Raw genomic sequence first — 20,163 nt, forward strand, 5'->3', positions numbered from 1 at the left:
CATCGGTCAAAACTTTAACGGCTAAAACGGAAAAATTAAAGAATTTTTGATTATTATGCGATACATACCCGGGTACTAACGAAAAAAACGCCGATATTTGCGTTTTGATACTGGGAACCGTCGGCTCAAATGCAAATATCGGCGATTCTTTGTTTTTGGTCAATAAAGACTAAACCGCACGAGGTTACGGTACTTTCTGCTTCTGGTGGCTTGAATGATACAATAGAGCCAACGAGAAAGGCGGTGGCGGCGATACTGTACTTGACCCAATTTTTCTTTCCTGATGAAGACGCTGAATGGCATTTCTTCATTGATCTGAAAAAGAAAACATACAATACATATTATCCCTTTCAAGTGCTGCCAGATAAGGGACTCACCCAACTGGATTGTGCACCAATTACCATTCTGAATGGTGGTAACGGTTCTGGCAAAACCACCGTGTTAAATATTATTGCGGAAAAGCTGAAATTGCATCGGGAAGCGCCGTACAATCGGACCAACTTTTACCAGGATTATCTGAAACGAACAGACGCCACCACGGTGGGCAAGGTGCCCAAGATGAGTGCAATCATTACCAGTGACGATGTGTTTGATTACATGTTGACGATTCGGGAGGCCAATGCCGGCATTGATCGGCAGCGGGATCATCTGGAGAATGAATATTTAGAAACCAAGCACGCCCGCTTCCAGTTCAACGGACCTGAAGACTACGATCAGCTCAAGGCCATTCTAGAAACCCGCAGCAAGACCCAGTCGCGCTACATTCGGGATCATTTAATGCGTAATCTGACAGAAGGGTCGAATGGCGAAAGTGCGATGGCGTACTTTACGGATCGGATCAAAGAAAACGGTCTGTATTTATTAGATGAACCAGAAAATTCCCTGTCACCGCAAAAACAAACCGAGTTGGTGAAGTTCATCAACGATTCGGCCCGTTTCTTCAATTGCCAATTCATCATTGCTACCCACTCGCCCTTCATTTTGGCGATGCCGGAAGCAAAGATCTACGACATGGATACAGTCCCGGTAGCGGTGAAAAAGTGGACAGAGCTGCCAGAAGTGCGGGCCTATTATGATTTTTTCCACCAGCATGCAAAGGAGTTTGAATAGTGAATACTGAAGATAAAGATTGGATCATGCGGCAGTTACGGGCATTCGCCATGGGCCTGGGGGCAATTCTCTCCAAGGACTCTCTCCGCGATTTTCTGGAGTACAAACATTATGACAGCAAGATCGTCAGTGATGACGACTTGGATGCGTTGATCGTCTATGCCCGGTTTCAAAAACTGGTGGAAGCCCATCACTATAGCGACACTGACTTAGCGGCGATGAGCGGCATTGCCGCAGACCGGTTGGCAGGATTTGCCCAAGGGACGGCCTTACCCACCGCCGCGGAGCAGGGAGCGATGCAGGCAGTATTGGACCATGCCGCAAAATAGATAGGATTCTTTAGACGGAAAGTTTCCAAATAGTAACTTATCTCCCGGTCTGACCGGGAGATACCGGGAGATGACTGGCAGGCAGAAACAATCGTGAGGTTATCTGCCACTATCTTACGCTATCTGCCACTACCTGCCACTATCTGCCAATGTCAGAGAATATGACTGGCAGATAGGATGAAAAAACAGGCAAAAAAAAACGGTCCAGATTCGTCAACAAAAACGAATCTGGGCCGTTTGCTTGCAACCGACGGACTGAAAACAATCAAAATCGTGAGCACTTTGACCTCACTACCAACAAGCTTTGATTGATTCTTGACGGTGGTTGCCAGGTTTGAACCTCAAACCCACCAGTTATCCAACGCATTGACAAACATCGCAGCAAAAATTTGTTCAACTTCGTCATTCTTGCTGTTCTTGGGCAGTGTCGCATCTTCAGTGGAAGATTGACGCTGGTTAAGATCTTGTCGCCGCTTCACGGAACTCACCTCGATCCTGGTTCCACTGATTAGTATAGTCTTTTCAGAAAACTATGCATTGATCAGTGCGCATGTGAGCGATTAAGCGACCATCTGGATGATTTTTGTGAGAGCGAGTTGATGTTCATGCAAGACGTCGCCGATTTGTTGGCTGGCAAAGACCAGCTTATTAGGCAATTCCTGGACGGTGCAGGGGTTGGACCATTGCTTTTCATCCCAAATGTCTTCCGGTGAAAATTCAGAGAACTGCAAATATGAGTGATCCGGCGTAGCTACCTGACGCACGAGGGCGCCGCTGCAAAGGGCGGTGTAGTAATGGTAGTAGGCGTCAATCCGCCACTGGTGGGTCTGGGGTAGACTAAGCACTACAGAAACGGACCCCATACTTTCTTCTGTTTCCATCACGATCTGGTCATGCAGCCAGGGGGCGTTGAGCAGGCTTGGCGTGGCCTGGGTCTGTTGGAGATAGGCTGTCATCTGTGCAGGCGACAAAAGCGTGAACTGCTGATGGGGACAGTCCAGTCCGTACCACTTACGGTAGGGATCAGTGGCATCCACCAGTTGCCACTGATTGTTCACCTGGATTGCTACACAGACATGTTCCTGCCGATCGCCGTAACAATCTTGCTGAACATGGGCATATTGGACTGGTTTGCCAGCGGCCGTCAATAAACTGACCAGCAGATGACTGAAATCACTGCAAATGCCACTGTGGGTGTGCAATACATCCAAGTCACTGCGCGACATGGAAGAATGCGGTACGTCTAATCGACTATATTCGATTTTCTCGGCGTCAAACCAGTCCAGGATATTGGCACATAATTCTAAGGCGGATTGGTCGGGACCGCCTAAGTCGGTTACTAATTGCTTAATTTCGGGATCGGTTGAATGAATGTAAGAACTTTTCACGCGGTCACCTGCTTTCTTCTTTCACTTTTCCTTACTGTATCATATTGCTCTAGGGATTAGTACAACTGTCGCCATTGGCTGTTGATTGCAATGACCAAGACAATTAGATAGACTGATGAAAAGGATGTGAGAACATGCGATATGTACTTATTGTCTGTATTGTCATCGCCATCGCAGCCGGATTTGTGGCTAATAAAAGGCGCCAGAAGCAGTAGACAACTGGGCAATTATTTGTATTCCCAAAAGAATTTAACAAAATGGTCAAACAGATGAGGAGAATATAGTCATCTGCTTGACCATTTGTGTATTATACGGATTTTAAGGCGTATCTAGTGCGCATTTAAGCACAGCAATTAACCAATCAACGAGCCAATAATCAACCCGATGACCATCGTCAACAAGCCTACAATCATATTTCTGAGCGCGCCTTTACGGGCGGGAACATTGCTCAAACGCGCACTGGTATAGCCGGTACCGAAGAGACAAACTACCACGGCGGCCATGGTCACGCTGACCTTGTAGGGATCAGGAATCAGAGTGATGCACAGTAACGGCAGCAAGGCCCCGATAATAAAGGCCACAAAATCAGCGGCGGCGGCCAGCCAGGGATTGAGCAGTTTATTCAATTTGATTTGGAACTTTTCCGCTAAAATCGTTGCAATATCGTTGTTATCGACGATACTGTGGGCCATGGCGGCGGCATTTTCGGCGGCGTATCCTTTGTCCAAGTAGTGCTTGTACATGCCTTGGAAACTGGCCTCTTTGTCGTTTTCCAGTTGTTCCTGTTCTTTTTGACAGATTGAGTCCTGCAAATCCCGCTGGGCGGAAACGGACATGTACTCACCGCCGCCCATCGATAACGCCCCGGAAATCATCGCCGACACACCGGCCAGCAGCAGGGCCGTGGACGACATGTGGGCACCGGCGACCCCCATCACGATTCCGGCGGTGGAAATAATTCCATCGTTAGCGCCCATCACGCCGGCTCGTAACACATTGAGCCGATTACCCAAATCGCGGCGAAAGGATAAGCGTTGACGCCAGGTCATGTGCGGCTGTTTTGGTCCAATCAAAATTGACACCCTCATTTTCCATACCCCAGTACATTATTTGTCGGTTTGGGTATTGATTACGAAAAGCATACCGCATTTTTCCGTTAAAAGGTAGAGAAAAGGATCACAATTAATTTTTGACGGTCCGAAAATACCCCTGGGCGCCGTAGAGTAGGGCAGCGACTAATGCACCCGCGGCGGTAAACCAAGCGATGCCGTAGAACCCGGTGAAGTTGGCGATCAAAAATCCGCCAATGCCGCCGCTGATGGCCTCGCCCAAATACATCGCTGCATTGGCTAAAGAGGCGATGGTGCCGCGGGTTTCACCCGCTTGTTCCTGCAGAGTGGACATGAATAATGGAAAAATGGCACCGCCGATTAAATAAATGAAAGCCAAAATCAAAGTGGCCAGCCATGCGGACGGGGCAATGGGTAACACAATGTAACCGGCAATAAAGAGCAGAAACTCCAGCGCGAAGGCCTTGGGCAGGGTCAACCAGTGGACGAGGCGACTGCTTAGTAGACTGCCGATAAATTGACCGATTCCAATTACCAGCATTAGACTGCCAATTAGCGAGATGGCGAGACTGTAACTTTTGGCAAACCATGTCCCAATGAAGGCGAAACCACAGAAGTTGGCCATCTGGAACAAGAAATAGGCAAACAATAACTTCACGACTGGCCGATTATGCCAAACCTGACTGTAGACAGCGGTGGGTGCTTGATCGGTGTCGGCGTTGAGACTGGGTAAGTAACGCGCACTTAATATGGTCAAGAGCAACGCGATGGTGCCGACAAAGAAGAACGGGAAGCGCCAGGAAACGGCGGCTAAGAAACTGCCCAGCGGAACGCCGATAATCTGGGCCACCGCTAAACCGGCGGTAACATACCCCATCTCTTTGACCACCTGGTCTTTCGGGAACAACAGTGGGATCGCCGCCCATACCTGCGGGCCGGCAAACGCAGCGGCTAGTCCTGCCAGAAAGCGGGCGGCCAGCATCAGCGGATAGGTATTAGCGAGACCGCCCAGGGCAGTCGCCCCGGCGAAGACGGTCATCCCGATGAGCAGGATACGCCGCCGATCATGCCGGTCAGATATCGGTCCAACAATCACTGCCGACAGGGTATAGCCCAGCGCGTAGGCACTGACAATAAAACCGGAAAGATTCGTGGTAATTCCGTAATACCGCGTGAGCGTCGGTAACAACGGAGAAACCAGGAATGTATCTGTGCCAATGATGAACACAACTAAAAAGAAGAGTAATGATAATCGTTTGCGTTTCATACTTGTCACCTAACTGTTTTATAGTTGGAAATCTTTCAAACAATTATCGCAAAGAAAAACGTGCACCACGATGGGCACGCTTTTTGGTTAAAGACTGGCCAGAATGCCTGGCAATACTGCATTGATCCGCTCCGTGTTGAGCCGCACAAACTTCTCTCGGCCCTGGGTGCGGGTCGTGACCATGCCGATTTCGCGCAATGTCCGCAGATGATATGACATCGTGGACTTGTCGATTTCAACATGACGGTTGAGTTCACTGCAGCCCATTTCGTGACCGACGTGGTACAGCATACGCACAATGGTGTAACGCCCCGGTTCGGACAAGGCGAAGAAGATTCGGCGTCGGAATTCTTCTGTCTCAGTGGCTGATGATTGTTTGATATCCATAAAACAGTTTTACCATCCTTCCATTTGGGATGCAACCTAAATTTGAAACGCATTACGATTTTGCAGGTAAGTGATCTCGTCAAACGTGATTCGCTGCTGCAAGCGTTCAGCCAACTCAGCGGTGATTTCACCCTTGCCCAACGCCGCTTGAATTAACTCATATTCAGCGTGGAAAGCCTTGAGAAACATTTGATAAATTATATCGGCATCGACGGAGTCGACCTGTATCCGGCGGTGGCGATCCCGGTAGAAACGGCGGATATTATTCAACTCTGCTCGATTGTCCTTAGTCTCCAGTTCACTTAAATGTTTCATCACGGCATCATACCCGATCTTTTCGATCGGGAGGATATCCTCTCCGTGAGCCGTGAACTGTTTCTTCCAATAAATTGGTTCCAAATTGATTGGGCTGGTGAGGAAAGCATCTTGCACCGAACGCAGGTCGCGGTAAACATGACCCATGTGTAAGGAAAAACGGGCGCGTAAAAACAGATTTTTCCAGATTCGCTGATCCGCGGTGAAGTTGTTCAAGTCGATGAAATTATTATAGTAATGGGCCTCGTCATCGGTAATGGTTTTGGCCTGACGTAAGCTTTCGATGGTTTGTTTCTCTGTATCAATGACCTGTTGAAAGAGCAATTGTTGCGTTTTGCGATTCGGGGCATCGTCCAAAATTCGTTCTTGGGCCAGACTATCCAGGACAATCTGTGCTTCGGCGGGGTGTTCTGTTTCTTCCCTCATGGCTTTGATGCCCTCAGCCAGCATCCGGCGGACCCAGATATGCTGCTTGTTGGCGACGGGCTGTTTTTTCACCAAAAACGGGAAGACTAACGGCGGTACGATCAAACTGATAATGATCACGACGGCTGCCATGAAAATCAGTTCGTTGCGCATAGCGATCGTCCGCGGCATGGAAAAGGCCAGCGATAGTGTAATGGTTCCATTCGCTCCGCCAAAGCCGATGATTAAGGCATCATGCCAATGGCGTTTGCTGTGGGGCACCTTGACTAAGTAACGACTCCACAAAATCCGCATGATCAGTTTGCTGAAATAAATGCCCAGCCCGATAAAGTTGAGCAGGATAAACGTGTTGTCGTACCAGGCGTCGCTGATCACAGTGGGCAGCGTGACGCCCAATAAGACAAATACCAGACCAGACAAAATGCCAGTCACCATTTCCCACACATTGGTCGACACAATCTGCATCCGCGCGCTGGTGAGCCGTAACCGGTCCCGTTCCACGCCGTGGGCGATCCCAGCAGCGACGACAGCGAGGATACCGGAGAAGCCCATTTCCTCGGAGAAGAAGTAAACCAGTAACGGTGTCAGCAGCTGGAGGGTCGTCATGATGATCGGCTCATCGTCGCCCCATTTAATCAATTGCGTCCGCAGGCTGACGATTAAGGTGCCGACAATGGCCCCGAAGAGAATTCCACCAATGGCGACGTAAAGAAATTGACCGGTGGCCTGCCAGGCTGAAAATTGACCAGAAACGAATGCGGCCAGCGCCAAGTCGAAGGCCACAATACCGGCAGCGTCGTTAAAGAGCGATTCGTTTTCCAGGATTAATAACTGGCCCTCGCTCAGGGGATTGGTGCGGCTAATGGCGGTCACGGCGGAGGCGTCTGTCGGGGTCACAATGGCAATGAGGGCAAAGGCTAAACTTAATGGGACAAAAGTGACGGTACTCAAGCCGAAACCCAACACTAAAACGGTGACCAGAACTAGGCCCACGGCCAAGGACAGGATGTTGCCCAAGGTCCGGCCAATCCATAGGCGGGAGGCGTTTTGCCCTTCATTGAACAACAATGGAGTGATGATGGCAAAAGCAAAAACGGATGGATCCAAGGTGAAGCTGCGGAAGAAAGGGAAAATTGCCAAGACCATCCCCAACCCGATTAACCAGAAAGGCAGGGGAATCACTGGCAGGTGTTTGGCCAGCACATTGGCTAATACCACGGCGGCCATCATCAATACAAATACAAAGACTTGATCCACGATTATTCCCCCTTCAGTTGAATTATAACGTCTTCGCCGCCTTAGCGATGACGATGCGGCCGGTGTGCCGACCATCTAGTGCTTCATGGGCAGCCACAAAACCGGCCAGGGTGAATGGCAGGACCTGATCAATGGCAATCGTGAGTTGACCAGCGGCGGCTTCTTTAACGAGCAGCGGCAATGCCGCGTGATCCGTGTCATCGCCAGGATACGTATGTTGGAACGTAATGCCATCACGCAGGACCGGGGTACGATGACTCACAGAAATGATGCGGCCATTGGGTTTCGTCATGGCCGCGTCCTGATCGCCGCCAGTCCCATTCATCGCTGCATTGAGGACGACATCACCGCTGGCGGCTAATTCGTTGGCGATGTCGACTTGATCATAGGCGACGAAGCGATCGACCCCGAGCTTTTCCACTAATGTTTGATTGCGGGCACTGCCAATACCAATGACGGTGGCCCCCAGTTGTTTGGCGAGTTGGGCGGCAAGGGAACCGACCCCGCCAGAAGCCCCTTTGATGATCACTGTCTCACCAGCTTTAATTCGACCAAACGTGTACACCATCCGGTAAGCCGTGATTCCTGGGGTCACTAGGGCGGCAGCGGTGACGGCAGGGAGGTTGTCCGGGAGTTTTGCAGTGCTGCGCACGGCGGCCACGGCCTGATCCGCATAACTCTGATTTACGTGGGCGACAACGCGATCACCGATTTGATAAGGGCTGTCGCCGTTTCCTGCCGCGACCACGATACCGGCGGCGTCCCGGCCGGGAATGGTGGGACCGCCAAAGCTGCCCTGTTCCCGGGACAACCGTTCCCGATTATTCAACCCGATGGCCTCCACATCAATCAACACTTCATCTCGGCCTGGCTTTGGCGCAGAAACCTCGAATTCTTGAATGGCGGAAGGGCCGCCTCCGTGTGTAAAACCAAATGCTTTCATCATTAATTCAACTCCCTTTTGACGGTCATTTTAGCCGGAAAAGGGCGGTACAACAAACAATATGCCTGCTTCGTTTAGTAGACAATTCAGCGTTGAACAATCTGGTAGTGCACAATTGATTAGTCCAAAAAAGATACCGTAGAACTTGTCTTGGGGTGCTTGACTTTTGACGGAGATTCAGAAGCGTCAGTACACCTGTTAACTATTTCGCCAATTCTGTAAATTGTAATACCCATATGCCATATGTTGTGTTAATATGATTCATGAACACATCATGTAGTGGCAACGGATGAACCGTTGGTACAGTTGGCCGCACATGGGTGCTATCTTCAAGAAGGAGTGGTCACGATGTTAGAGGTACACACAGTCACAACAAAAATCAAAAAGCGCGACGGCCGCATCGTCAGTTTTGATGCCAGCAAAATTCAACGGGCAATTACAAAGGCGGCCCAGAGTGTCGGTGAGTTGTCCCCCGCGGACACCAACACCATCGACGATATTACTAATGATGTGGTCGCCAAAATCCAAGACCGCTATACGACTGATGTGGAAATCTCTGAGATTCAAAACATCGTAGAACAATCGCTAATTAATGATGGTAAATATGACTGGGCCGAAAGCTACACTCAATATCGGCTGAAACAAGATCTGAAACGGAAACAGCGGCGGGATGTCAATTTCCAAATCGACCGGCTGTTAAATAAGGATAAGACCGTTGTGAATGAAAATGCCAACAAGGATAGTCGGGTATTTTCGACCCAGCGGGACTTGACGGCTGGCGCAGTGGCCAAGGCCATCGGGTTAAAGATGATGCCCAAAGCCGTGGCCAACGCCCATGTGCGCGGAGACATCCACTGGCATGATTTGGACTATACCCCCTACATGGCAGAAACCAACTGTTGCCTGATTGATTTCAAATACATGTTGACCCACGGCTTTGCCATTGGCAATGCCGAAGTTGAACCTGCCCACAGTATTGGGGTAGCAGTGACCCAGATGACGCAAATCATCGCTAACGTCGCCTCTTCCCAATACGGCGGCTGTTCCAGTGACCGGACGGATGAAGTTTTGGCCCCCTTCGCTGAAAAAAACTACCAAAAACATATCCGGGAAGCCAAGGAATTGACTGACGACCCGGCCAAGGTAGACGCCTTTGCCAAGGAACGGACTCGCAAGGACATTTATGATGCCTTACAAACATTGGAATATCAAGTCAATACATTGTATTCAACCCAAGGCCAGACGCCTTTTGTGACCGTTGGCTTTGGCTTGGGGAAGAGTTGGATCGAACGGGAAATTCAGAAGGATATTTTGCGGATTCGAATTCTTGGCTTGGGTAGGGAAAAGCGGACGGCCATTTTCCCGAAGCTGGTCTTTACCTTGAAGAAGGGCCTGAATTTGCATCCAGAAGACCCCAACTACGACATCAAACAACTGGCCATTGAATGTGCCACCAAACGGATGTATCCCGATGTTTTGTCCTACGATATGATTAAAAAATTGACTGGCTCCTTCAAAGCGCCTATGGGTTGCCGTTCGTTCTTGCAGGGCTGGACTGATCCTGAAACCGGGAAAGAGGTCAATTCCGGGCGGATGAACCTGGGCGTGATCACGGTGAACTTGCCCCGGATCGCCATGGAATCCAAGGGTGACCAACAGAAGTTCTGGGAAATCTTCGAAGAACGCATGAATATCTGCAAGCAGGGTCTGGTATACAAGGTACAACGGACCAAGGAGGCGACGCCCGAAAGTGCTCCAATCTTGTATAAGTATGGTGCCTTTGGTCATCGGTTGGCCTCCACAGATACTGTGGATTCCCTGTTCCGCAACAGCCGGGCTACTGTATCATTGGGTTACATTGGCCTGTACGAAGTCGGTACCGTCTTCTACGGCCCCAATTGGGAACACAATCCTGAAGCTAAGGCCTTTTCTGTCAGCATTGTGAAGTCCATGGCGGACCACTGCAAGAAGTGGGAGAAAGAATACGGGTATCACTTCTCTGTTTACGGCACGCCCAGTGAGTCATTAACGGACACCTTCTGCCGGGATGACCGGAAGAAATTCGGCGTTGTCAAAGACATCACCGATAAGGAATATTACACCAACTCCTTCCATTACGATGTTCGCAAGAAAGTGACGCCGTTTGAGAAGCTCGATTTTGAAAAGGATTATCCCCAATACAGTGCAGGGGGTTTTATCCACTACTGTGAATATCCGAATTTGAAACAAAACCCGAAAGCGCTGGAAGCTGTCTGGGACTATGCCTATGACAAAATTGGTTATTTGGGTACCAACACCCCCATTGATCAATGCTTCAAGTGTGGTTTCAAGGGTGAGTTCAAGGCGACCGCGAAGGGTTACGAATGTCCAGAATGCGGCAACCACGATCCTGAAACGTGTGATGTTGTGAAGCGGTTATGCGGTTATTTGGGCAATCCCAATAAGCGGCCGATGGTTCATGGCCGTCAAGAAGAAATTATTCACCGGGTGAAGCATATGAGCTTTAGCAACGATCAAATCGCGAACGCACGCTATTAAAAATGGCTCTATTGCCGTGCCGCAGCTTGCTACGTAATGGCACTATATAGCCGTGAATCTTCTACACTTTCAAATTAGCATGATTTGTCCTCGAGAGATGGTAGTAAGGAAGTAATAAATTCAATGGATCGTACAGAAATTCAAAAGCGTATGGACAAAGAGAGCAAGAAAAAAATTGCCCGACTGCCGAAGAACCCCAAGCCCCAGGAATGGTTGGCCAAGGATTTGTCCTTGGGTTACTATGCCAGTTACAAGCCTTTTGTGATGGTGGACGGGGAAGGTGTGCGGTGTAGTTTGTATGTTTCTGGGTGCAAATTTGCTTGCCCGGGGTGCTACAATGCCGTCGCCCAAAACTTCCATTACGGTCAACCTTATACGGACGAAGTCCAAGAAAAGATTCTGGCTGACCTATCGCACTCTTACGTGCAGGGTATCACGCTGCTGGGCGGCGAACCGTTTCTGAATACGCAGGTCTGCCTGAAATTGTGTCGGGCAATTCGAGAGAGATTCGGTCACACCAAAGATATTTGGTCCTGGACCGGGTACACTTGGGACGAATTGCAAAAAGAATCGGCAGATAAGCTGGAACTACTCAGTATGCTGGATATTTTGGTGGATGGCCGATTCTTGGAAGCGCAAAAAGATTTAACTTTGCAATTCCGCGGTTCTAGCAATCAGCGGATCATCGATGTACCAGCTTCACTGCAACAAAATAAAGTGGTGATCTGGCCCCGACTGGTCAAGTGACCAGTTTTATCAGTCACTATCCATTTGATTTGAAAAACAGTCAGTGCCTGTCAGAGATGACGGATAGGTACTGGCTGTTTTTGTGGTTAACGCTGAAAACATCTCAAGATAAATTAAAGTCTTGATTATTTTGTGGATTTTAAATTGAAATTGATATAATTAGAGTCAACCATAATGGTGAGGTGTGTCTAGAATGGCAAACAACTTACATCGGCAACGCGGTAAAGAGCAGCGGGTGACGCATGGGGTGATGAAGGTCGTATTTCTACTCGCTTTCCTGCTCATCATGAGTGCGAGTGCCTATGCCCTGCGCCTGTATTTTGTTGCCCGTGATTCAATTGGACAAACATTTACTGGGAAAAGCGCCAACGCTGTGGCCAACTTTTCCGATCAACGACCGATCTCAATCTTGTTATTGGGAGTCGATACAGGGGCTGAAGGACGCATCGATAAGGGAAATTCAGACACCATGATCGTCGCCACGATTAATCCCAAAACAAAGAAGACATTGTTGGTAAGTATTCCCCGGGACACAGCAGCCCAGCTGATTGGTACCCGCCAATTCAACATGCAAAAAGTGAATGCCGCCTATAATGTGGGCAGCTCGACCATGGCCAAGAACACAATTTCTAAGCTGTTGAACATTCCTATTAATTATTACGTCACCGTCAACATGGGCGGTATGGAACAAATCGTGAATGCCGTGGGCGGTATTGATGTGGACGTGCCTTTCTCATTCACCAGCCACTATACTGGCGGGCAGCACTTCACCAAGGGGCCCATGCATCTGAACGGCAACATGGCCCTGGCTTACGCGCGGATGCGCCATGAAGATGTGCAAAAGGGTGACTACGGTCGGCAAGAACGGCAGCAGCAAGTGATCAAAGCGGTATTGAGTAAGGCCATCTCAATGAATGGGATTACCCATTTTACGGCGTTGCTTAAATCCATCTCTGGTAATTTATCCACCGATCTCAGCTTTGACGATATGGTCGGCATCTTCAGTCATTATCGCGGTGCGGCGAAGACTGTGTCTACCGATACGCTGCACGGGCAAAACGCGTTGGTTCAAACACCGGAGTATTCGTTCCCGCTGGCCTATTAAGTCGCCGGCACCAGCGAGTTGCAACGGGTGTCGGATAAGACCCGGGAGAGTCTGGGCTTATCTAAAGAAGTCCTGGTCAACGCGGAAACCCAACAGAATGCTAAAAATCCCAATTTCAAATTTAACGCCACCGACAATCAGAATTACACGATATTTAATTTACCTTGATTGCTGCTAGGCGGGTTGGAAGAGTGAAATAGTCCGTATACGCCGTGCCATCGTGGCCCACCAGGACTTCTGATGAGCCAGTGAAGCCCAGCTGTTTCAGCGCATCAATTCGAGCATGAGCCGCACGCGGCGCCTTGGTAGCCACATTTGAAGAAACAAAACAATTGGTAATTTGGGGAAGAAATAGATTCATGATTTCAGCGATTGCTTCTGATTGTTCATACGCACTGCCTAAATCTAGTCGCAAGATTGCCGTATCATCAAAGAAGTCATCGGCATGCCGATCAAAAATTTCCACGGTGCCGATGGCTTTTTTTGTTTGTCGATCAATGATGGACCACCGGACAAAACCGTGATAGGCATATTCCGTCTGCCAATACGCAATTGCCTTCGTCATTCTGGCTAATGTTTGGTAGTGGAAATCATCACCACCGCAATTATCGCTATTGAATAACGGGACGGCGGCGGGGTCGCTGTATACCTGCAATAAATCATTTGCATCTTTGGGTGTCGTTTGGCGGGCAAGGTAGTGCGTACTGGTAAAGATCGGACATTGGGCGAAAACATCAGTCATTTTTCTTCCTCCTCAATAGATTCACACGATTACACAAGGGGAACGTGTGATCAGTCTCGATAAGCATAGTTTGCCGGATTGTTCGAGTGGTGTCAAGAAGTTTCGTAAGCCTTTTCTATCCAGTGGGACCAGTAGTCCGAGATTGGTATAATGGGTGAGATGGGAGATGGACAGTAATGAACAAGCCGCGGATATTGGTGATTGAGGACAACCAGAGTTTGGATGATCTGTTGGTGGAGACTTTGCAGGAAGATTTTGCTGTCAGCTATGTTCAAGACGGGGCAACTGGCATCTCACAGGTCTTGGCGGATCCTCCGGATTTGGTGATTTTGGATTTGATGCTGCCCATCGTGAGCGGTGAAAGTGTGTTGAAGACGGTGCGCAAGACCAGTACCGTGCCGATACTGGTGCTGACGGCGGTGCAAGATAAGGGCAAGGTGGTCGATTTGTTAGAGGCCGGTGCCAATGACTATTTAACCAAACCCTTTGATCTCGATGAGTTGACTGCACGGATTCGGGTGCAATTGCGGACTGCCAACACTGCGGGGAGACCAGTGTCCCAGGCGACCTTGCAAATTGGCGACATTATTCTGGACCCCACCGCCTATACAGTCCAAGTGGGGGATCAATCTTTTCCCTTGGCTAAGAAAGAGTATGCCATTTTGAAACTGCTCATGGGTCATCCCCAGCAGGTCTTTCCTAAGGCTGACCTTTATACAGCGGTGTGGCATGAGCCCTATATCGGTGGTGAAAACACGTTGGCGGTGCATCTGAGCAACCTGCGCAAAAAAATCAATCAGCCTGGTGGACCACAATACATTCAATCGTTGGGGGGATTAGGAGTTCGTTTTGCCCCGCACGCGGAGGCAGGCCAATGATGATACTGCTGTGGCTAGTGATTGTTGTCCTCATCCTTGTCGTTGTCATTCTCTTATTGGACATGCGGCGAATTAAGCGAGAACTGACCCGTATCAATCAAACGAACACCAATGCCAAGGTGACGGCCACATTAGCGGTGCACCGGCCCCTGGTGCAAGAAATCAATACCACATTGGATACGACCCGTCATTTGCTTCGGACCCGCCAACAGGAAGATGCCCGGGTGCGGCAGTTAATGACCAATCTAGTGCATGATATCAAAACACCGTTGGCCATCGCGGCCGGATACAATCAGCTTGTTCAGAAGAACGCCCCTGCCCCGGAGGATCGTGCCCGGACACAAAAAGTGGCTGACAGCTTGGCGACTGTCAGCCACTATGTGGATACCTTGATGAATTTTAGCTTGTTACAAGAAACCAACAGCGGATTAACCTTGCAGTCGGTGAATGTCACCGACTTATTAAGCCGGCTGCTGTTGACCTACTACGATACGTTTACGGCGAAAAAGCTGACTCCTGATATCGAATTGGCTCCAAATCTCACTATTCGCACCGATGAACGCTTGTTGAGCCGAGTATTCCAGAACTTGATCGGCAACATTCTAACTTACGGGGTGGGTCAGCCAACTATTCAGGGGGAACGGTTAGCAGATCAACGCGTTCAGTTTACCTTTGCTAATGCCGTGGCAGAGCCAATTCCGAATGTGGCGGCGCTCTTAGCGCGGTTTGCGACCGCCCATCAGACTGCCCAGAGCAGCGGCTTAGGACTGAATATCATGCAAACGCTGGTCCAGCGATTGGGCGGTACCGTATCACTGGCCGCGTCTACGCGGACACAATTTGTGGTTCAGATTACTTTCCCAGGTGTCAGTGAATCATAGCTGAAAGTCAAAAGAAGTGAGGGAGAAATCAATGTTAGAATCAACAATCATTGAAGAATACATCCTGGCTCAGACCAAAGACATTCAACCGCGGTTAACGTCTGTGTATCACACGATTAAAGCCGTCATGCCGGACGCCGCAGAGAAAATATCCTATCAAATGCCCACATTTTGGCAACACCGCAACTTGATCCACTTTGCGGCGTTCAAAAACCACATTGGATTATATCCCGGCGGCACAGCCACCACGGTTTTTGCAGATCAGTTGACAGGGTACAAGACCGGCAAGGGCAGTATTCAATTACCCAATGATGCCCCGTTGCCACTGGCCCTCATTACCGATATTGCCCGCTGGTGTCTGGCACATAATACCCAAGCGTAATGGCTAAAGTTCTTGATTCTTTAAAATCAGCGCACTCGCCAGCCATGCAATGATGGTAGTGAGGACAGAAACTAGAATAAACCGGCTCAGCGTTTGGTTGCTGAGAATGCCAGCCGTTAAGTTTTGACTGGTGGATAGAAAATCAATGTACTTCAGCCAAGACCAGTGAACAAAAGTGTTGAATCCAGGTACAAATAATGGAAAAACAACGATGAAAACAGCGGAAATCACCGTACTGTGAAACAGCACCAGCAAAATCGTGGCGAGGGCATACACGGCGGCAATCCCCACCAGTTGCGAGCCGGTATACAACAGAATTCGACTGATTATTTTGCCCACTGAGGCCCCCATCGGTCGACCAGCGATTGCGGAGGTTAACACGCCGCTAAAGAAAAACAGGGCGATGAGTACGCCAACGGTCAACAGTAGGGTGAGATTCTTACTGATGATAAATTGCCATCGGCCAATCCCCGCCGTGAGGGTATTTTTGTATGTTTGTTGACTGAATTCATAACCGATCAAAATGACGAAGAGACCGATAAAAATGTAGGGGAGATACGTTGTACTGAAGGACAGATACCGGGCCGTATTGTAGACGGTCCAATTCGGGGCAGCCATGTTTTCTAAAGCCGAGGTCCCCATCGTGATTCCGCCGATCGCCTCGTTGGCCGCCGAAACCACGGCTGCGATGAGGGTGACAGCGAGGGTCACCCAGAATCCAGTGGTATGAAATAAGCGATAAAGGTCACTTTTGAAGATGCGCATCATGCCGACGCACCGCCTTTCTGATCCGCTTTTTGCAGTAGCGTGGTGAAATAGGTTTCGAGTGAACCAGATTGAGTTTGAATATCATCGACGCGGACGCCAGCGTGATTCAACTGATAATTAATTTCACCAGTATCCAGCGTATTGTTGTAGATAATAATCTGATGGTTGTTCATCACATTGAACGGCTTAATATGCTGGGCATCCAAGACTTCAGACGCTGCATTCACATCGGCCACGTGGAGAATAATGCCGGATTGGTTAGCGGCATCCAAATCCTTTTTGGTAATTTCTTGAATCAAATGTCCGCGATGAATAAAGCCAAAACGAGTACAGACTTGATACAGTTCGGTGAGGATATGGCTGGAGATGAGGATGGTTGTTTGTTGCTCGGTATTCAACCGGTGCAGCAAGTCGCGGATCTCAATAATACCCATGGGGTCTAACCCATTAATGGGTTCATCTAAGATCAGAAAGTCGGGTTGCGCCAATAAAGCAATGGCCAAGCCAAGTCGTTGCCGCTGACCAAGGGATAATCTTTTTGCTTTCACCTTGGCCTTTTCTGTTAATCCCACGAACTGAATCGTATCTTGAATGTCCTGGCGGTTGGCTACCCCTTTTTGTTTGGCACTGACCACCAAATTTTGATAGACCGTTAAATGGGGATAAAGCGCCGGGCTTTCAATAATGGTCCCCACGCGCTGCAAGGACCGGTCGTACCCGGCCTGGCCGCGGTTCTCTCCTAACAACATAATTTGACCATTGCGCAGCGGCGACAAGCCAGTGATAAGCCGCATCAGTGTACTCTTACCCGCGCCGTTTTCGCCGATCAGACCATAGATGTCACCCTGTTCAATTGTCATATTGATATGATTGAGCGCCGTTTGTCGACCAAATTTTTTGCTTACATCGCTGAGTTGTAACGCAGTTGTCGCCATGACGATCAGCTCCTTTCTTAACTGTCTCTACCATATCGGATGACTGTTAAGTGGGGCGTTAAGTGGATATTAATTAAAGATTAACTCAGCTTCATGGAGCCTTTTTGCTGGCATCTGCGCGGCTGGCTGGCTACACTATAGTCGTAATTGTGATCCGTGTCACATAAATAAAGGAGACGACAGAAATGGCACGTTTAGCAAATAAAGTCTTGATCATCACCGGCGCCGGTAACGGCATGGGCAAAGCCATGGCCATCCGGTTTGCCCAGGAAGGGGCCAAGGTGTTGGCCAGTGATCGCGATGAAGCCTGGATCAACGCGACTGTGAAGGAAATTACCGATGCTGGCGGTACGGCAGTGGCCGATGTCACTGATGTCAGTGATGAAGCGGCAGTGAAGACACTGATCCATCGTGCCGTCAAAGAATTTGGTCGATTGGATATTTTGGTGAATAATGCAGGAATTCCGGACAACTTTAAGACTGTGGTCACCGCCACCGATGAAACTTGGGACAGAGTGCTAAAGATCAATCTGTACGCCCCATTCTGGGCTTGCCGAGAGGCAGTCTCGATCATGAATACCCAGAGCTCAGGCGGTGTGATTCTGAATGTCAGCTCAGTCGGCGGTCTTTATGGCGCCCTGGGCGGTGCGGCCTATGTCGCATCGAAACACGGGGTCATTGGTCTAACTAAGAACATAGCGGCGACTTATGGCGTGCAAGGCAAGGTGCGCGCCAATGCCTTGGCTCCTGGGACGATTCAAACGAATATCCGCGCCGCCATCACCGATCCTGATCCAATGGGTGATCAGGCATTGCGAGATGCGGGCGGATATAGTGGTCCCCAAGGTACTGGTGAGGATATGGCGAATGCTGCGCTGTATCTGGTATCCGATGAGGCTAAGTTCGTTAATGGGGCTGTGCTAGTCGCTGATGGCGGCTGGACGGCTTATTGACAATAAGACATCCACACAACGATGGTGTTTATTCGAGAAAAGGGCAGCAGGACGAGGGATGATTCCCTGACCCTGCTGCTCTTTTCGCATCTTTAGCAACCCGGTTATTATTGCTGGGTACCTGTTAACCGTACAATTTGATCGAACTGATTGAGCAAGCCGGAATCAGTGGTATGTGTCACAAAGATCACGGTCAATTCTGGATCACTTGTCAGACTTTTTACAACGAGTTGAGCGTTCTGTGGATCTAGAGAGGATGTACCTTCATCGACTAAAACCAATTTTCGGTTATGGTAAAAGATTCTAGCCAGAGCAATTCTTTGCGCTTCGCCTCCCGAGATTGATTCGGCAGGGGAGTCCAGGGACCCTTCTGGCGTTTTTTCAATTAAGCTTGCGATGTTTGCTTTTTGTATCGCCGTTTGCAGTTGTTCCTTTGACCCCTCTTGAAAGAGTTCGATATTTTCCAATAGGGTGGCACGAAAGACTGTTGGTTTTTGTGGCATAAAGTCCATGTAATCTGTCACATTGGAAAAATCAATTTGTTGTTGATCAATGTCGTTAATTCTCAGTAGACCGTTGTAGTTTCGCAGGCGTCCTGAGATTAACTTGAGCAGTGTCGTCTTCCCGCCACCACTTGGACCAACGACCGCAACCTTCTCACCCCTGCTGATGTGAAAGTCGGGGAATTCTAATTGCTTGGATGAATTCGAAAAACGATAAGAGAGATTTTTTGCCTCAATCGTGTCCACATTGCCCTTAATAATGACATCTGCGGATGTTGGTTGATCATCGGTCTGCTTCTCATCATTCATAATGTGATCAACTTCTTGCACAATGGCATGTCCAGACATGGCCAACGACAGCCGATCGGACATGGTCAGAAGTGCATTGAATGCTTGGAAAGCAAGATTGCCGGTACTCATTGCAGCACCAAATGTAATAATCCGGTAAATAGCCAGAATGCCGCCGAAGACAACCAGAATAAATTGGGAAGCCATATTCATAATTGATTCGACTAAGGAAACTTTCTGGCTCACTTTAGCCTGATGAATATAGGCATTTTCAAGATCCGTTGACGATTGACGAATCTGCGGCCACACTTTATTGATCGTCTTACTCCAGAATAGATCAGTTAAACCATTGATCCAGTTGGTAGCTTCACTAATAAATCCCGTATTACGAGTAGAGATAGCTCGTGTGGCCTCACTTAATTTATGCTTGAATATTCTGGGTAGTAAAATCATGATCGCGGCCAACACTGCGGTAGCCATTAGTAACATCCAATTGAATGATATCAGGGCAATACTGGCAAAGAGAATATTACAACAACTGGCAAAGATCCCAAGATAACCAGTAAAAGTGTTTTGGAAAAGTAATTGCATATCGTTAGTTAACGTGTTGACTGAGTCGGAAGAAGAAACGCTCGAAAAAGGTTTGTAGTTGCTAACGAGTTGCCGCACATATTGTTTACGTATTGTGTGGGTCATATTTTGAGACACGACAACAAACAATACCCGGCCAAAATATGCGAATCCCGATGCTGCAAATGAAAGAAGTGCAGCCAATATCATAAATTGGAAGAATTGGCTGATCTGGCGGGATATCATGCGGTTAATCGCGAACGCTGTAACCAGACTGCTTCCCGTTTCTAATACTGTACCAAGAGCGATCAGAATGGCGATGATCGAGATCTTAAACTTGAATTGGCTAATTAATTTTTTCATTGCTGTTACCCCCCTTCA

20 protein-coding genes are annotated in these 20,163 nt (G+C 48.9%); 9 read left to right on the plus strand and 11 right to left on the minus strand.

Going from position 1 to position 20,163, the window contains the following annotated elements; genetic code table 11:
• The first annotated feature begins 210 nt into the window (after positions 1–210).
• Both FD09_RS08335 and FD09_RS08340 read left to right on the plus strand, forming a co-directional pair.
• Positions 211–1,110 (plus strand): AAA family ATPase, encoded by a 900-nt coding sequence (locus FD09_RS08335; RefSeq protein ID WP_235812247.1) that lies wholly within the window; start codon positions 211–213, stop codon positions 1,108–1,110.
• Positions 1,110–1,439: a hypothetical protein gene (locus FD09_RS08340; RefSeq protein ID WP_057820301.1), complete on the plus strand. Its 330-nt coding sequence runs from the start codon at positions 1,110–1,112 to the stop codon at positions 1,437–1,439. The genes FD09_RS08335 and FD09_RS08340 overlap by 1 nt, the downstream gene beginning before the upstream one ends.
• A gap of 341 nt (positions 1,440–1,780) precedes the next feature.
• Here the strand turns inward: FD09_RS08340 and FD09_RS16275 are convergent, their stop codons facing one another.
• The 7 genes from FD09_RS16275 to FD09_RS08370 all read right to left on the minus strand — a co-directional run bounded on the left by FD09_RS16275 (position 1,781) and on the right by FD09_RS08370 (position 8,495).
• A complete protein-coding gene (locus FD09_RS16275) occupies positions 1,781–1,918 on the minus strand; it encodes a hypothetical protein (RefSeq protein ID WP_157053732.1) in 138 nt (45 codons plus the stop codon).
• A gap of 81 nt (positions 1,919–1,999) precedes the next feature.
• Positions 2,000–2,827, minus strand: coding sequence for a transglutaminase-like domain-containing protein (locus tag FD09_RS08345; protein WP_057820303.1), 828 nt, complete (start codon positions 2,825–2,827; stop codon positions 2,000–2,002).
• Between the two features lie 353 nt (positions 2,828–3,180).
• The gene (locus FD09_RS08350; protein ID WP_057820492.1) at positions 3,181–3,876 is read right to left on the minus strand and encodes a VIT1/CCC1 transporter family protein; all 696 of its coding nucleotides are present in this window, start codon (positions 3,874–3,876) and stop codon (positions 3,181–3,183) included.
• Positions 3,877–4,009: 133 nt separating this feature from the next.
• Positions 4,010–5,164: an MFS transporter gene (locus FD09_RS08355; protein ID WP_057820305.1), complete on the minus strand. Its 1,155-nt coding sequence runs from the start codon at positions 5,162–5,164 to the stop codon at positions 4,010–4,012.
• An 87-nt stretch (positions 5,165–5,251) separates the two neighbouring features.
• A complete protein-coding gene (locus tag FD09_RS08360; protein ID WP_057820307.1) occupies positions 5,252–5,551 on the minus strand; it encodes an ArsR/SmtB family transcription factor in 300 nt (99 codons plus the stop codon).
• A 36-nt stretch (positions 5,552–5,587) separates the two neighbouring features.
• Complete coding sequence (locus FD09_RS08365; protein ID WP_057820309.1) at positions 5,588–7,549, minus strand: cation:proton antiporter; 1,962 nt, start codon at positions 7,547–7,549, stop codon at positions 5,588–5,590.
• A 22-nt stretch (positions 7,550–7,571) separates the two neighbouring features.
• Entirely contained in the window at positions 7,572–8,495 is a 924-nt protein-coding gene (locus FD09_RS08370; RefSeq protein ID WP_057820311.1) for an NADP-dependent oxidoreductase, read from the minus strand.
• Between the two features lie 345 nt (positions 8,496–8,840).
• On the opposite strand from FD09_RS08370, the gene nrdD reads away from it, so the two are divergent.
• The 3 genes from nrdD (at position 8,841) to FD09_RS08385 (ending at position 12,882) form a co-directional block, all read left to right on the plus strand.
• Complete coding sequence (nrdD, locus tag FD09_RS08375) at positions 8,841–11,030, plus strand: anaerobic ribonucleoside-triphosphate reductase (protein ID WP_057820312.1); 2,190 nt, start codon at positions 8,841–8,843, stop codon at positions 11,028–11,030.
• A gap of 123 nt (positions 11,031–11,153) precedes the next feature.
• Positions 11,154–11,777: an anaerobic ribonucleoside-triphosphate reductase activating protein gene (gene nrdG, locus FD09_RS08380; protein WP_415649698.1), complete on the plus strand. Its 624-nt coding sequence runs from the start codon at positions 11,154–11,156 to the stop codon at positions 11,775–11,777.
• 193 nt (positions 11,778–11,970) lie between these two features.
• Positions 11,971–12,882, plus strand: a complete 912-nt coding sequence (locus tag FD09_RS08385; RefSeq protein ID WP_235812248.1) for an LCP family protein — start codon at positions 11,971–11,973, stop codon at positions 12,880–12,882.
• Positions 12,883–13,036: 154 nt separating this feature from the next.
• Here FD09_RS08385 and FD09_RS08390 read toward each other — a convergent pair whose 3' ends face one another.
• Positions 13,037–13,624 carry a GNAT family N-acetyltransferase gene (locus FD09_RS08390; protein ID WP_057820314.1) on the minus strand — a complete coding sequence of 196 codons (588 nt, stop codon included), beginning with the start codon at positions 13,622–13,624 and terminating at the stop codon, positions 13,037–13,039.
• 176 nt (positions 13,625–13,800) lie between these two features.
• Between FD09_RS08390 and FD09_RS08395 the strand changes: the two genes are divergently transcribed.
• Genes FD09_RS08395 through FD09_RS08405 form a run of 3 tightly spaced genes read left to right on the plus strand, consistent with a single transcriptional unit; the run spans position 13,801 to position 15,765 of the window.
• Entirely contained in the window at positions 13,801–14,502 is a 702-nt protein-coding gene (locus FD09_RS08395) for a response regulator transcription factor (RefSeq protein ID WP_057820316.1), read from the plus strand.
• Positions 14,499–15,383: a sensor histidine kinase gene (locus tag FD09_RS08400; protein ID WP_057820318.1), complete on the plus strand. Its 885-nt coding sequence runs from the start codon at positions 14,499–14,501 to the stop codon at positions 15,381–15,383. The genes FD09_RS08395 and FD09_RS08400 overlap by 4 nt, the downstream gene beginning before the upstream one ends.
• 31 nt (positions 15,384–15,414) lie before the next feature.
• Positions 15,415–15,765 (plus strand): iron chaperone, encoded by a 351-nt coding sequence (locus tag FD09_RS08405; RefSeq protein ID WP_057820319.1) that lies wholly within the window; start codon positions 15,415–15,417, stop codon positions 15,763–15,765.
• Between the two features lie 3 nt (positions 15,766–15,768).
• Here the strand turns inward: FD09_RS08405 and FD09_RS08410 are convergent, their stop codons facing one another.
• Positions 15,769–16,533 (minus strand): ABC transporter permease, encoded by a 765-nt coding sequence (locus FD09_RS08410; protein WP_057820321.1) that lies wholly within the window; start codon positions 16,531–16,533, stop codon positions 15,769–15,771.
• Positions 16,530–17,468 carry an ABC transporter ATP-binding protein gene (locus FD09_RS08415; RefSeq protein WP_057820325.1) on the minus strand — a complete coding sequence of 313 codons (939 nt, stop codon included), beginning with the start codon at positions 17,466–17,468 and terminating at the stop codon, positions 16,530–16,532. The genes FD09_RS08410 and FD09_RS08415 overlap by 4 nt, the downstream gene beginning before the upstream one ends.
• Before the next feature lie 185 nt (positions 17,469–17,653).
• On the opposite strand from FD09_RS08415, the gene FD09_RS08420 reads away from it, so the two are divergent.
• Positions 17,654–18,421, plus strand: a complete 768-nt coding sequence (locus tag FD09_RS08420) for an SDR family NAD(P)-dependent oxidoreductase (protein ID WP_057820326.1) — start codon at positions 17,654–17,656, stop codon at positions 18,419–18,421.
• Between the two features lie 107 nt (positions 18,422–18,528).
• Here the strand turns inward: FD09_RS08420 and FD09_RS08425 are convergent, their stop codons facing one another.
• Complete coding sequence (locus FD09_RS08425) at positions 18,529–20,145, minus strand: ATP-binding cassette domain-containing protein (protein ID WP_057820328.1); 1,617 nt, start codon at positions 20,143–20,145, stop codon at positions 18,529–18,531.
• Positions 20,146–20,163: the final 18 nt, after the last annotated feature.

This window comes from Schleiferilactobacillus perolens DSM 12744 (assembly GCF_001435585.1).
GTDB lineage: Bacteria > Bacillota > Bacilli > Lactobacillales > Lactobacillaceae > Schleiferilactobacillus > Schleiferilactobacillus perolens.